This is a genomic window from Pseudoduganella sp. R-34, from assembly GCF_049904655.1.
GTDB lineage: Bacteria > Pseudomonadota > Gammaproteobacteria > Burkholderiales > Burkholderiaceae_D > Rugamonas.
Map to the genome: position 1 here is coordinate 1,017,904 of NZ_CP184572.1, position 13,461 is coordinate 1,031,364.

Annotated in this window: 14 protein-coding genes; 9 read left to right on the forward strand and 5 right to left on the reverse strand. The window is 64.7% G+C overall.

Annotated elements, in window-relative coordinates; all coding sequences use genetic code 11:
* The first annotated feature begins 2 nt into the window (after positions 1-2).
* Entirely contained in the window at positions 3-218 is a 216-nt protein-coding gene (locus ACN9MW_RS04795; protein ID WP_426168048.1) for a hypothetical protein, read from the forward strand.
* Here ACN9MW_RS04795 and ACN9MW_RS04800 read toward each other — a convergent pair.
* The gene (locus tag ACN9MW_RS04800; RefSeq protein WP_426168050.1) at positions 215-862 is read right to left on the reverse strand and encodes a PhaM family polyhydroxyalkanoate granule multifunctional regulatory protein; all 648 of its coding nucleotides are present in this window, start codon (positions 860-862) and stop codon (positions 215-217) included. The genes ACN9MW_RS04795 and ACN9MW_RS04800 overlap by 4 nt on opposite strands.
* Positions 863-886: 24 nt before the next feature.
* The gene (locus ACN9MW_RS04805) at positions 887-2,041 is read right to left on the reverse strand and encodes a low temperature requirement protein A (RefSeq protein WP_426168052.1); all 1,155 of its coding nucleotides are present in this window, start codon (positions 2,039-2,041) and stop codon (positions 887-889) included.
* 87 nt (positions 2,042-2,128) lie between these two features.
* Here ACN9MW_RS04805 and ACN9MW_RS04810 point away from each other — a divergent pair, with 87 nt between their 5' ends.
* The 5 genes from ACN9MW_RS04810 to ACN9MW_RS04830 all read left to right on the forward strand — a co-directional run bounded on the left by ACN9MW_RS04810 (position 2,129) and on the right by ACN9MW_RS04830 (position 9,035).
* Positions 2,129-3,244, forward strand: coding sequence for a DUF3108 domain-containing protein (locus tag ACN9MW_RS04810; RefSeq protein WP_426168054.1), 1,116 nt, complete (start codon positions 2,129-2,131; stop codon positions 3,242-3,244).
* A gap of 10 nt (positions 3,245-3,254) precedes the next feature.
* The gene (locus ACN9MW_RS04815; protein WP_426168056.1) at positions 3,255-3,995 is read left to right on the forward strand and encodes a DUF3108 domain-containing protein; all 741 of its coding nucleotides are present in this window, start codon (positions 3,255-3,257) and stop codon (positions 3,993-3,995) included.
* A 128-nt stretch (positions 3,996-4,123) separates the two neighbouring features.
* Positions 4,124-5,500 carry a hypothetical protein gene (locus ACN9MW_RS04820; RefSeq protein ID WP_426168058.1) on the forward strand — a complete coding sequence of 459 codons (1,377 nt, stop codon included), beginning with the start codon at positions 4,124-4,126 and terminating at the stop codon, positions 5,498-5,500.
* Positions 5,493-6,212: a hypothetical protein gene (locus ACN9MW_RS04825; RefSeq protein WP_426168060.1), complete on the forward strand. Its 720-nt coding sequence runs from the start codon at positions 5,493-5,495 to the stop codon at positions 6,210-6,212. Before ACN9MW_RS04820 ends, ACN9MW_RS04825 begins: the two co-directional genes overlap by 8 nt.
* Positions 6,213-6,215: 3 nt before the next feature.
* Positions 6,216-9,035 carry an ATP-binding protein gene (locus ACN9MW_RS04830; RefSeq protein ID WP_426168062.1) on the forward strand — a complete coding sequence of 940 codons (2,820 nt, stop codon included), beginning with the start codon at positions 6,216-6,218 and terminating at the stop codon, positions 9,033-9,035.
* Here ACN9MW_RS04830 and ACN9MW_RS04835 read toward each other — a convergent pair.
* Both ACN9MW_RS04835 and ACN9MW_RS04840 read right to left on the reverse strand, forming a co-directional pair.
* Complete coding sequence (locus ACN9MW_RS04835; RefSeq protein ID WP_426168064.1) at positions 9,032-9,223, reverse strand: YgaP family membrane protein; 192 nt, start codon at positions 9,221-9,223, stop codon at positions 9,032-9,034. The genes ACN9MW_RS04830 and ACN9MW_RS04835 overlap by 4 nt on opposite strands.
* Positions 9,224-9,292: 69 nt before the next feature.
* Entirely contained in the window at positions 9,293-9,781 is a 489-nt protein-coding gene (locus ACN9MW_RS04840) for a hypothetical protein (RefSeq protein ID WP_426168066.1), read from the reverse strand.
* Between the two features lie 238 nt (positions 9,782-10,019).
* Between ACN9MW_RS04840 and ACN9MW_RS04845 the strand changes: the two genes are divergently transcribed.
* The 3 genes from ACN9MW_RS04845 to ACN9MW_RS04855 are packed head-to-tail and all read left to right on the forward strand — an operon-like array spanning position 10,020 to position 12,926.
* A complete protein-coding gene (locus ACN9MW_RS04845) occupies positions 10,020-10,442 on the forward strand; it encodes a thiol-disulfide oxidoreductase DCC family protein (protein ID WP_426168068.1) in 423 nt (140 codons plus the stop codon).
* Positions 10,432-11,490, forward strand: a complete 1,059-nt coding sequence (locus ACN9MW_RS04850; RefSeq protein WP_426168070.1) for a DUF4166 domain-containing protein — start codon at positions 10,432-10,434, stop codon at positions 11,488-11,490. The genes ACN9MW_RS04845 and ACN9MW_RS04850 overlap by 11 nt, the downstream gene beginning before the upstream one ends.
* Positions 11,487-12,926, forward strand: a complete 1,440-nt coding sequence (locus ACN9MW_RS04855; RefSeq protein WP_426168072.1) for a TIGR01777 family oxidoreductase — start codon at positions 11,487-11,489, stop codon at positions 12,924-12,926. Before ACN9MW_RS04850 ends, ACN9MW_RS04855 begins: the two co-directional genes overlap by 4 nt.
* On the opposite strand, the gene ACN9MW_RS04860 is transcribed toward ACN9MW_RS04855, so the two are convergent.
* Entirely contained in the window at positions 12,923-13,444 is a 522-nt protein-coding gene (locus ACN9MW_RS04860; RefSeq protein ID WP_426168074.1) for a hypothetical protein, read from the reverse strand. The genes ACN9MW_RS04855 and ACN9MW_RS04860 overlap by 4 nt on opposite strands.
* Between the last annotated feature and the right edge of the window lie 17 nt (positions 13,445-13,461).

A 13,461-nucleotide genomic window follows, 5' to 3' on the forward strand; every position in this document is an offset into this window, starting at 1 on the left:
CCATGCGCGATATCGCCAAAGAGGTCTATAACAAGATGAAGGTGGGGGCTGCCGCCTGGATTCGTCCAGTCAGCGCCAAGGGCGACACCATCGAATCCTTCCAGTCCGCGCATGACGCGGCCAAGGCCCTGGAAGACGAAGGCTTGATCAATATCATGAAGGTCCAGCGCGATGACGATGGCCTGATCGAGGCCATCCGCATCCAGAAGCTGAATTAAGGCTTGGCGGCCTTCGTGGCGCGCTTGCTTGCCGGCTTGCGCGCTGCCGGTTTGGCGACAGGCTTGCCGGCGTCATGGGCGGCGCCGTTCTTTGCTTCGGCCGGCTTGCCGGCCGGGTCGGGGGCCATCGCCGTGCTGACGGCTTGCGCAAACTGCTCTTGCAGCAGGTTCCACCAGGCGGCAGGGTTGGCCATCTGGTTGGCTGCGGCGCTGGCAGTGTCGTGCGCGGCAGGCTTGGCATCGGCCGGTTTTTCGGCCGGCTTGGCGGCGTCGCCGGCAGGCTTGTCCGCTGGCCTGGCGGCCGCAGCGGTTGCCGGCTTGGCAAACGGATCGTTGTGCGGCGCCTGCTGCACGGCGGCGGCCAGCGATTGACCCATCGACTTCAACGCCGCGATGGTGCCGCGCTGGACTTCCAGCGCCTGGATGCTCGAGCGCAGCATGGTGGCGTTCAGGTTGAGCCAGGACTCGACCGCTTTCAGCTCGCTGATTTTCTTGTCCAGGTCATCCACCGACAGCGTCGGGGCGGCGATGCCGGGAATGCTGATGCCTGGCACACCCATGCTTCCCCACAGGGATTTTACGAAGTCCAGCGTATCCGTCATCACTGCAGCGCCGGGGATGTGGGGCATTTGTGGATTGCTCATATCGGGTCTCCGAGGGTAGGTTGTTTAGCGTAGCACACAGCTCTCCCAGACAGCAACGAGCAGCAGCACGGCGACGCAAGCGCCGGTGGCCAGCAGCGGGGAAAGGTGCAGCACGGTCGACAGGACGCCCAGCACCAGCAGCAGCGCGATGCCGAGCAAATGGGACAGCGGCGGCCAGGCGCGCGTATGCGCCAGCCATTTGAACACGGCGGTGCCGCACAGGAAGAGCAGCTGGCCGCCGATGATGGCGGCCAGCGCTGCCGGGCTGCCATGATGGGGATGGCTCAGCACCAGCTCGTCGCCGACGGCGCCGACGATGATGCCGGCCACGATGGGAATGTGCAGGTAGGTGTAGTTGTTGCGTGCATGGCGGCCCGGCGTTTGCGAATGCACGATGCGGTGGTGGCCCTGTTCCAGCCCGTGGTCGAAATACAGCCACCACATCAGGATCGAGCCCACCACCGCCAGCAGGAAGGCCAAGACGGTAAGCGGATCGAAGGCCAGGTCGGCAAACGTGGCGCCAGTCACCAGCAGCGACTCGCCGAGCGCGATGATGACGAACAGGGCGCAGCGTTCGGCCATGTGGCTGCCGTCCACGTTCCAGTCGGCCAGGGTGGAGCGGCCCAGTCCTGGCACGAAATAGAACATGACCGGCCCTAGCATGTCGACCGCCAGTGCGCCGAGCCACCATGCCATGCGCGATTCCGGCGGCGCCAGGCCGCCGGCAAGCCATAGCGCGCCGCTGGCGCCAAGCCACAAGGCAATGCGCACGAAATTGCAGCGCAGCGCGGCATCTTCGCCGCGGCTGGCCGCCAGCATCGCCAGCGTGCGGCCCACCTGCTGGACCAGGATCGAGGCGCCGAACAGCCAGCCCATGTCGGTGAAGGCGCGCGGAATCGAGACCGACATCAGCAGGCCGGCTACCAGCAGCGCAAACAGGGCGGCGCGCACGGATTTCTTTTCCGGGTCAAACCAGTTGGTGGCCCAGACCGTGTAGATCCACACCCACCACGTCGCCATGAACAGCTGGCCGACCTGCAGCGCGCCTTGCGCATCGAGCTTTTTCAGCAGGGTGTGGGATAGCTGGGTGACGGCAAACACGAACACAAGATCGAAGAACAGCTCGACCATGCCGACCTTGCCGGAATCGGCCTGGCCGCGCTGGCGCAAAAGGGACATCGGGACTCCTTGTCAGAATATCCAGCAAATTATGCCATTGAGCGTGCTGTCAGCGGAATCGGGGGCCGGCACGTTAAACTAGCGACCATGACGATCGTTTCTTTTCCACGCCACCCACGCCGCATCATTGCCATTTGCGCAGCCACCGTGGCACTGCATTTCATGACGATCAACTGGGTCAGCGGCCGCATTGGCGCGGCGGAGCGCGAACGCGATGCTGAAAAAAACGTCATCAGCGCGGAGTTGCGCCTGGCGCCACCGTCGCCTGAACCGGTCGCTCCGGAGCCGGTCGAAGCGCCGCCGCCACCGAAGCCCAAGCGGAAACCGAAGCCACCCAAGCCTGCGCCGCCGCCCGAAGAAGCGGCACCGATTGCCGACAGCGCGCCGGCCGACGCAGGGCCAGCCGTGCCTGCGGAGCCGGAAGCGGCTGCGCCGGACGGCCAATCGGGCGCTGCGCCCGCCACGCCTGCCGTAGAATCCGCGCAGCCGCAGCCGCAGCCTGAAGCCGCGCCGAAAGCCGAGCCGCCAGCCAGCGTCCAGCGCTGGAAAGTTGCGCTGCCGCCGTCGGCCCGGTTCGAACTGGACGTCAGGCGCAAGGACGCGGACGGCACCAACTGGAGCGGCTCGGCCAATATTGGCTGGGAGACCGATGGCGCCACGTATAAGGCCACGCAGGAAGTCGGCATCAGCCTGCTGATTGCGCGCGTCAAGCTGCTGGAAGTGAGCAGCGAAGGCACGATCAACGACACGGGCATCGCCCCGGCGAAATTCACCGAGAAGCGCCGCAACCGATCGGCCACCGCGACCCACTTCAACCAGCAGGATCAAAAGATCACCTTCTCCGCCAGCGAGCGCAGCGTGCCACTGGCGGCGGGAGCGCAGGACCGCGCCACGGTGCTGTTCCAGCTGGCCGGCATCGGCCGCGCGGACGTCAACCAGTTCGGCAAGCCGATGGACATCCTGGTCGGCGAAGACCGCAATGCCCAGGTCTACAGCTTCCTGCTGGTCGGCGAAGATGAACTGGAAACCCGGATGGGCAAGCTGATCACCTGGCACCTGGCGCGCCCGCCCAAGCCCGGCAGCTACAGCGCCAGGCTCGATATCTGGCTGGCGCCCAGCCTTGACTGGTACCCGGTGCAGATCCGCAATACGGAAAGCAACGGCGCCGTCACCACCCAAACCGTCACCCGCATCATCAAGTAAGGAAGCAACCATGCGCAGTACCCTGATTACCCTGGCATTGACCCTCGCAGCCACCACCGCCAGCGCCGCCAAATCCGATTACCCGGTCGCCAGGCGCGCCACCAGCCTGCCGCCGTCGGCTGACCTGAGCTACGTGGTCAAGGGCAGCAACCATGGCTTCCCCTTGGTGGGCGCCGGCACCATCGCCTGGCGCCAGGGCGACGGCAGCTATTCCCTGCATACGGAAGCGCGTTCCAGCCTGTTCGGCAAAGTGCTCGAGCAGCGCAGCGAAGGCACGCTGGACGGCTACGGTCTGGCGCCCGCCAGCTTTTACGAGAAGCGCTTCCGCAAGGACCCCACCACCACCCGCTTCGACCGCGACACGCGCCGTATCGAATTCGAAGACGGCAAGGTGAGTTACGCCATCCGCGGCGGCGAGCAGGATCGCAGCAGCGTGACCTTCCAGCTGGCGATCCTGGCCCGCGCCACCCCGGAGAAATTCACGCCGGGCAGCGAATGGACCTTCTTCGTGGCCGGCCGCCGCGACGGCGAACCCTGGACTTTCCGCGTGGTCGGCACGGAAACCATGGAAAGCGCCACCCTCGGCGAACAGAAGGTGCTGCACTTCAGCCGCAAGCAGGTCGGCGGCCACGAGCAGCAGGCCGACCTGTGGCTGGCCCCCGACCTTGACTGGTACCCGGCGCGCATCCTGTTGAAGGAAGAAGACGGCGATTCCTTCGAGCAAGTCCTAGAGAAAGTCAACCGAAAATAGCCACACCCGGCCTGTTATACTTGCACCCTCAAAGTCGGGGTCAGGTCTGGCAATCCGCCATTCTTTTCGCATAGCGAAATTTGTGGCGGATTGCCAGACCTGACCCCGGTTTTAATTACTGGAGCGCAATGATTGATTTGATGGCAAGTGCGGCCCTGGCCGACACCAACCCGACTGAGCAAGAGCAGCAGGACGCCCTGCAGGCCCACTTCCAGCCCCACATTTCCGCCGACGAGATCGAGCAGGTCTATCACCTGAAGCGCGCCCAGCCGCTGCTGCAGGTGTTTACCGCTTTGTTCCACGGCGGCTTCGAGGGGGTGCTGGTGCGCCTGCTCGTCCTGCGTGAACTTGCCAATGAGACAACTTCGTCCGCGTTTTCGCGGTCCGATATCAATACGCGCCTGGCCTACCTGCTGCCGGAAAGCCTGGAAACTGTGCTGAACCGCCTGCGCTCCAACGGCTTGCTGGCCTGGGATGCGCAGCAATCGGTTTACCGCGTGACGCCGATGGCGCGCAATGTGCTGGCCTCGATCGACAGCCTGCTGGCCCTGGCCGCTCCGGAAGACGACGATGCCGAAATGGGCTTCCTGTTGTCGCAGGTGGCCGGCGCCCAAGCCGTGGGCGGGGTCACCACCGAGCAGCTGCAGCACCTGCTGGGCCGCCTGGTCGACCTGACCGAGGAATTCCGCGACGCCATCGCGTCCGGTTCCGAATTCCGCCTGCGCGAGTCGCAGGCCAAGTGGCACCAGGCCTGCGACTGGGTCGAGAAGGGCTCCCAGATCCTGCGTGCCATCACCACTGACGAAAATGCGGACAGCGCCACCCACCGCGCCGCGCAAGCCATCGGCCGTGCCCAGTCGCAGCTGCTGAACATGCAGGGCATGTTCTCGCGCGCGCTGAACCAGATCGAGCGCCAGCGCGTCCACCTGGGCCAGTCCGGCCTTTCCACTACCGACATCAAACGCTGGCTGCTGGCCCATGAGGACCTGTCTTCGCTGGCGAATGATGCGATCGACCAACCGGTGAAGCCGCTGTTCATCACGCCTGCCGAGATGATCGACGTCGCCGAGACAGAATTAATGACAGAACGTGCCAATAACAATGGGCTGAACGGCCTGCCTGCCGGCCAGGATGCGCCGACCACGATCAACGACAGCCCAGCGATGCAGAAGGAGCTGGACGACTGGCTGGCCCGCCTGTCCGACTTCGCGCAGCTGAACAATTTCCCTTCGGTGGCCGAGGAGTCGCCGCGCGAAGTGAAGGTGCACGAGGCGCTGCTGCCGGCCTCCTTCGCCCTGGCGTCCTACCGCGCCTCGATGCTGCCGCTCTTGGGCGACGAGGCCGAGGCGTCGATGCAGGGCACCACTGCCGACCTGGCGCGCCTGCCGGTGCGCTTCTCACCGCAGGACGAAATGGTGCAGCTGCCCGACCTGGAGGTCGCCGCCATGTCCCTGGCCGCGCTGACCCTCGAATTAGACAAAGAAAGTCCGAAGTCCGATGAGTGACGATACCCAAATCCTGATCGCGCGCCTGGTGGCGCACCAGACCTTGCGCCGCGACGACAAGATGGTCAAGCGCGCGCTGTCGGACGAGTTGTTCCGCGCCGAAGTCGATGCGCGCCTGGCCGCCTGCGGCATGAAGCTGCTCGATAACGTCTACGCCGACCACGTCACGCTGGCCCTGCACCGCAATATCGAGCCGAAGGTCTTCGGCGCGCGCGACACCTGGCAGAACAACAATTTCGGCCTGGCGCGCGACGGCGTGGCCTTGCTGGTGGTGCTGTGGGCGCTGATCATCCTGCCCAAGCGCGAACGCCAGGAAACCCACCAGGCGGCGGACGACGACCAGAACGATATGTTCGGCACCGAGAAGCCGGTGCCGCGCGCGGAAGATACCTCGATCGGCATCCCGTACAAGGCGCTGCTGGCCGACTTCGGCGACAAGCTGGGCAAGAAGACCCGCATGGACATGAACCTCGGCATCCTGGGCAAGCTCGGTTTCATCGAGCGCCGCGGCGAGATCATCGTCGAAGGCCCGCTGCTGGACCTGCTGATGGATACCGACCTGCTGAAAGAGCGCATCATCAACGGCGCCCTGGCCGACGTGTTCAAGCGCGCGCCGGCGCAGATCGTGCACATCCCGCGCGAAGTGCTGGCCGCCGCCAACGACGCCGAGCCGCAGCAAGCGGCCAACGAAGAAACCCCGACGGAAGAATAAGCGATGTTCCAAATCAAATCCCTTGAGCTGGTCCACTGGGACTACTGGCAGCGCATCAAGAACATTCCGCTGGATGCCAAGATCATCACCATCGCGGGGCAGAACGGCTCCGGCAAGACCACCTTGCTGGACGCGCTGCGCACGCTGTTCGGCCTCGATTGCTCGATGGGGCGCACCTACAAGCACTATGCCCGCCACAGCGGCCAACAGACCGCCTGGCTGCGCGCCGTGGTCGACAACAAGCCGCAGGGCAAGCAGCTGTCCAACCGTCCGTTCCGCAGCAGCGGCTTCTTCGCCGAAGACGAGGTGACCCTGTTCTGCCAGGTGCAGAAAAACGGCGGCGACTGGAAGCGCCAGTACCTGATGCGTCCCGGTAACGTGGACATCGAAGAAGTCACCGAAGCCAACGACTGGCTGGGCGTGGAGAACTACCGCAAGCGCCTGGCCAACGCCGGCCTGTCGCAAGCCATGTCCAAAGTGCTGGCGCTGGAGCAGGGCGAAACCGACAAGCTGTGCGAATACGCGCCGCGCCAGTTGCTGGACCTGGTGTTCCAGGTGTTCGGCGACAAGGAAGTGCTGGACGCGTACGACGAAGCGAAGCGCCACCAGCGCGATACCGAAGAAGAGTTGAAGCGCTTCGAGGCCGAACTGGAAGGCTCCAAGACCAACCTGGAAGGCCTGCGCCTGCGCGTGGCCAACTATCACCAGTGGGAAACGCTGCACAAGGAACGCCGCAACCTGCAGGAAGAAGTGCTGCCATCGCTGGAATACCACGAGGCGCGCGAGAAGGCCGCCAATGTCAGCCGCCAGCTGCGCGAAGCGCGCAAGCCGCTGGCGCAGGCCGACCAGCTGCTGGCCGACAAGCGCGGCGAGGTGGCCAAGCAGGCCAAGGCCCTGCAGGACGCGCAGCAGCAGGAAACCCTGCTGGAACAGGAGCAGACCGCGCTGACTTCGCGCCTGAATCTCATCAACGGCAAACTGAAGCCGCTGGAATCGCTGGCGGAGCAGAAGTCCCGCCTGCAAAAACTGGCCGCCGAATCGGGCGCCGACGTGGCCGATGCGGCCGCGCAGCTCGAAGCCAAGGAAACCGAGCTGCTGAAGCTGCGCTCGCAGCGCGATGCCGTGTCCAACCGCATCGCGCAGGACAAGGCCACCATCAACGCACTGTCTGGCAAGACCGCCATGCCGGAGCCGGACAATGTGCGCGCCATGCGCCGCGCGCTGAACGATGCGGGCATCCCGCACGCCATGCTGTCGGACATCGTCGAAGTGACCGATCCGAAATGGCAGGGTGCCGTCGAGGGCGTGCTGGGCGGCTACGCCTCCGTGGTGCTGCTGGAGCGCTCGTCAGATGCTTCCTCGGCCTACCGCCTGGCGGAGAAGGAACGCTATCGCCACTTCATCGTGCCCGATTGCGTGAAAGCGCACGAGCCGAAGAACCAGAGCCTGCTGTCGGTGGTGAAGTTCAGCGGCCTGGCGCCGGAATGGCTGATCGACCAGCTGTCGCGCATCACGCGCGTGGAGTCAGTGGAAGAAGGCGCAAAGCTGGGCAATATCGAAGAATGGATCACGCCTGAGGCCTACCACAAGGAACGCCGCGGCGGCCGCTCGCTGTTCGTGGAAGCTTCGCGCTATCGCTTCGGTTCCGCCGGCAAGACTTCGCGCATGGATGCGATCCAGAAGAACCTGCCGAACCTGGAAGCGGAGGAAGACAAGTACACGCTGCAGATTTCCAAGCTGGCGTCGGAAACCTCCGCGCTGAAGGCCCGTCTGGCCGGCGTGGATGCGGTGAAAGAGCTGTCGGCCCGCACCGAGGAGTTCGACGAAGCCGCCCGCTCCGCCGTGCCGCTGCGCGCCGAGCGCCTGGAAGTGGGCTCGCGTCTGGGCGAACTGCAAGGCCTGATGAAAAACGCCACCGTGGCGCGCACCAAGGCCGACACCGCATGGCAAAGCGCCCGCATGTCGCTGTCCGAGGCGGAAGCGGGCCTGCGCCTGAACTTCAAGCGCCAGATGGAGCAGCGCTCAGACCACGCCCGTGCCATGCTGGCACTGCGCCGCCAGTGGCGCCACCTGCCGGGTGCATGGCGCCGTCCTGCGCGCCGCCAGGCGCTGGTGCAGCAGCACCAGAATGCGCATCAGGTCGACCTGCGTATCGCCAGCCTGCAATCCTCGCTGGCGCGCGATGACTGGGAACTGGATGCGACCGTGATCGACCAGTACGCGCGCCTGAACGAGCAGCTGTCGAACCGCAAATCGGAAACCGAAGAACGCCGCTACCAGAACAACCGTGCGATCGAAGCCACCGCCAACGCGCGCGGCGCCTACATCGAGCGCCTGCGCTACACGATCAAGACCTATTCGTCGAACATCAAGGAGCTGGGTGCGCTGGCCAATATCGACGTGCACGTCGAGCCGGTCAAGCTGGAGAACGACGATCTGCTGCTGTCGCAGGCCGGCCTGCAGGTACGCTTCAAGTTCGACGGCAAAGGCCCGATCGGCCTGAACGACGGCGAAGCGTCGGGCGGCCAGCAGGTGATGAAATCGCTGGTGCTGCTGATCGGCTTGCTGAAGTCGGAAGATGGCTCCGGCGGCTTCGTGTTCATCGACGAACCGTTCGCCCACCTGGACATCCGCAACATCCAGCTGGTCGGCGAGTTCCTGAAGAACACCGATGCGCAGTACCTGATGACGACGCCGCTGACCCACAACACGGACGTCTACGATCCTTCCGACCTCACGCTCATCACGAGCAAGAAAAAGAAGGACACCCAGTGGGCGCAGCCGATCTTCGTGCTGCAGCGCCGCCAGGCGGCAGCGGCTTAATCGCCGTTGGTCGTTATTCCGACTGCACGATACAGGGGACAGAACCTGATCGTGCCGGTCAGGAGCGGCACCACGCCGATCCAGCCCCAGGTCCCGATAAAGCCGAACAGGGTGGCGATGACCAGGCCCAGGCCGACTGCAACGCGCAAGGCACGGTCCACCGTGCCGATGTTTTCCTTGATGCCCATGGCTTTCTCCTTTAACTGTCAAGCAGTATGGAGAAAGCCCCGCGCGGCAGGGAATGACCTAAATCAAATTCAGGCGGCTTCCTTGGAACAGGCGCCCAGGATGGTGTCCAGTTCCTTTTTCAGGGCCAGCATGACGGGCCGGCCGCGGATGCGGTTCACCATTTCGAAGAAGGTGATGCGCATCGCTTTCAAATCCTCCAGCGTGGCGGCGGCTTCCAGCTTGGCTTGCATGACCTGGCCGCGCGCGCCCAAGGTCGGTTCGATGGTGCGTGCATAGAAGGCGCGCGCCTGTGCATACTGCGCTGCAAGTTCCTCTTCGGTCGGCGGGATCGGCATGATCGTAATGGGAGGAGCCTCACCTTCTTCGATGAAACCCTGTGCCAGCAGTTCTTGCACGGCGCCGGCATCGAGCCCCAGCCCCGTTACTTTCGGCAGCAACTCTTCCATTGGATGGCGGCCGTCAATCATCACCAGCAGGGTGCGCATACGGGATGGCAAGCCATAGGTGCGTGCCGAAATTTCCTCTCGTCCCTTTGCGGTCTTATTGTAAGTCGTCATAGGAATGTTTCCTCATGGCAATCATTTTCGTGTGATTTTAGAATACACGACCTTTAAGGAATTGACATCGTCTGAAATATCGTCTTTAATTTCTGTAACGACAGAAAAAAATGAAAAATAACATAATTCAACAAATATTCATTCTGGAACCGGTGGAAATCCGTGACTTTCAGGATGTTAAGCGTGTTTCGGATGAATTTCACGTTTGTAGTTTTTATGTCACAAATGGAGTGAGCCAATGGCCGCACTGACCCTGTTTTTCGATAATGCCTGCCCGTTTTGCCGGAGCGAGATGTCCCGCCTGCGGCGCTGGGACCGCGCCGGCCGCCTGGCCTTCGTCGATATCGCTGCACCCGGCTTCGATCCCGCTCCGCTGGGCACCAGCCTCGCTGCCATGAACACGGAGTTGCACGGACTGCGTGCCGACGGCGCCATGCTGGTCGGCACCGATGCCATCCTGGCGGCCTACACGCTGGCGGGACGCGCCTGGCTGGTATGGCCGCTGCGGGTAGCAGCGCTGCGGCCGATGCTGGCCGCGGCCTACCGCAGTTTCGCCCGCAACCGCTACCGCATTTCGCGCTGGCTCCGGATCGACGGCGCGCGCCCTGCCTGCGACGGCGAGCGTTGCCAGGTCTACTTCGGAGGCAAGGATGGAGCGTAAATGGCTGGTGCGCTGGATGTACGCCAGCGCGGTTGGACATTTGCTGGTCGGCCTGGTGCTGCCCTGGATCGCCGGCGCCGCAGCCCTTGACTGGTATCTCGCCTGGCTTGGCCCGGCATCGACGCGCCCGCAGCACGCCTGGTGGATGGCGCTGTTCGGGCCCACCATCCAGTGCGTCGGGCTGTGGATGCTGGCCTTGGTGTGGTTCGGCGACCAGCGTCGCGAGCCGGCGGCCTGGCTGTGGGTGGCGGCAGGACTGCTGTTGTGGGGGCCGCAGGACATCATGGTATCGCTGCGCGCTGGCGTATGGCCGAATGCGTGGCTCGACATCGCCACGCTGGCGCTGTTGCTGCCTGCCGCCTGGCGCCTGTACCGGATCGACGCTGCCGCGCGTGACGCCGCCGAGGCGGCGCCGCTGGTCGGCGAGGGAGAGCTGTTCCGAAAAGTCCTCGGCAGCGAGTGGAGCAAGCTGCACCCCGACATCCAGCAACGCTTCGCCAAGAACCCGGCACCCGGCAAACCCTTGCTGTACTACGGCACCCTGGCGGAGTTGCGCGCTTCGCGATTCGGCAAGCTGCTCGGCTTCGCCAGCAAACCCTTCATCCAGGGCGCACTGATACCCTACGACGACAGCGGCTTTCCGGTCGACATCCAGGTCTACGGCAAACCGGGCTCGCAGAACATCTACAAGCAGCGCATCTACATGCTGAATGGCCGCAAGCCGGTCAAGTTCACCTCCTACATGGCGGAGAGCGAGCGCGGCGAAGTGCTCGAATACGTGGGACTGGGCCTCGGCATGAAGCTCAAGCTGCACGTGGCCGATGGCAACCTGCATTTCACCAGCGACGGCTATTTCTGGGACCTGCTGGGCTGGCGCATCCCCCTGCCTGGCGTGCTCACGCCGGGCAAGACCTACCTGCGCCACTGCAACGAGGCGCCCAACCGATTCAACATCCGCATCGAAATCCGCCACGCCCTGTTTGGCACGACCTTCGTGCAAGCTGGCGTCTTCCACGAGAGGCGTGCAGCGGAGAGGGAGGCAGCATGAACACGCATCTGCTCGCATTGCAGCTCATGGCCGCACAAGGCTGCCTGGGCGCCTTCGACACCATCTACCACCATGAGCTGACGGAAGCCTTGCCGCAGCGCGTCACGGCAAGGCGCGAGCTTGCCATTCACGCAGTGCGTGCCACGATCTACGGCGTGCTGTTCGTGGGGTTGTCGGCCTGGGTGTGGCAGGGCGCCTGGGCCTGGGTGCTGCTGGCGCTGTTCGGCATCGAGATTGTCCTCACGCTGTGGGACTTCGTGGTGGAGGACCAGACCCGCCTGCTGCCTGCCACCGAGCGCGTAACGCACACCGTGCTGGCGATTAACGGCGGCGCCTTCATTACCCTGCTGATGCTGGGAATGCCGGCAGCCATCGATGCGCCGACAGGATTCGCTTATGCGCCGCAGGGCTGGCTCAGCGTCTTCCTCGCCTTGTGCGGCGTGGGCGTGTTCGTGTCCGGCGTCCGGGACGCCTTCGCCTCGCGTGCCGTGCCTGGCGCTGCCTCGCAAAGCGTACGCTTCGACGGCCCGCCGCAAACGGTGCTGGTCACCGGCGCGACCGGATTTGTCGGGCATTCGCTCGTGCCAGCCTTGCTTGCCGGCGGCCACCGGGTCATCGTGCTGTCGCGCGAGCCGCGCAAGGCGGCATGGGAATATGGCGGCGCCGTGCGCGCAGTTGCCGGCATGGGCGACTTGTCGCCGGCCGAACCGGTCGACGTCGTCATCAACCTCGCCGGCGCCCGCATTCTTGGCTGGCGCTGGAGCGAGCGGCGCAAGGCCGTGCTGCGCGGCAGCCGCGCCGGGCTGACGCAAGGCGTGGTGGACTGGATTGCGCGGGCCGTGCACAAGCCGCGCCTGGTGATCAATGCATCCGCGGTCGGCTACTACGGCATCCAGCCGCAGGGCAGTGGCCAGGTATTGAACGAAGCCAGCCCGCCGCAGGCAATCTTCATGTCGCAGCTATGCCAGGAATGGGAGGCCGCCGCCAGCCGTGCACGCGAGTATGGCGTACCGGTTGCGCTGGCGCGCTTCGGGGTGGTCTACGGCCATGGCGGCGCGCTGCAGCCTATGCTGCTGCCGATCAGACTGGGCTTCGGCGGCCGCATGGGAACAGGACGCCAGCGCAACTCCTGGATCCACATTGCCGATTTGCTGGGGGCGATGGCCCACGTCTGGCGCCTCGGCGCCAACGCTGACGGCGCCTGGAATTTCACGGCTCCGGAGCAGCCGACGCAACTGGAGTTCACCCGGGCCGCCGCCGCCGAGCTGCATCGCCCGAGCGCGATTCCTACGCCGGCCTGGCCGGTGCGCTTGCTGCTCGGCGAGCAAGCGGGCCTGCTTCTGGAAGGCGCCGCCGTAGCGCCGACCCGCCTGCTCGCCAGCGGTTTCAGCTTCCGCTTCCCGACAGTCCGGCAAGCGCTGGCCGACCTGGTTTAGTCGAGCTTCTTCTGCGCCATGCTCCAGCGCAGCAGGCCGATGGAGTAGGCGGCAAGGTAGCCCAGCATCAGGCCGAAGGGAATGACGGTCAGCGGATGTTGCAGGACTTCGGCCTGGTTGATCACGCGCGGGTGTTCGGACTGGCGGTTGACGTAGAACTCGACGCCGATCTGCAGCACCCGGGCGGCGAACAGCATGCAGATCAGGATCGCGGTGCGGCTCGGCGGGGTGAAATACAGCTTGCTGCCGGTGTTTTCGAAGCGGGTCTTCTTGAGCGCGAAGAAGGCCATCCAGGCGCCGGCTATCACGGCGGCAGCCATCATCGCCAGCGCCGGCGGGTTGCGCAGCATGGACTGGGCGGCTGCCAGCAGCAGGACCGGCAAGCCGGCCGCGCCGACCCAGTGCCGCCACGCCACCGATTCCTGGCGGCGGAACACCAGCTTCAGGCGCGAATAGATGCGCCAGATCAGCGTCGGAACGAGGATGAGCAGGACTACGGTGGTGACAGTCAGTTGCATTGGGCGCCGGATTCGGG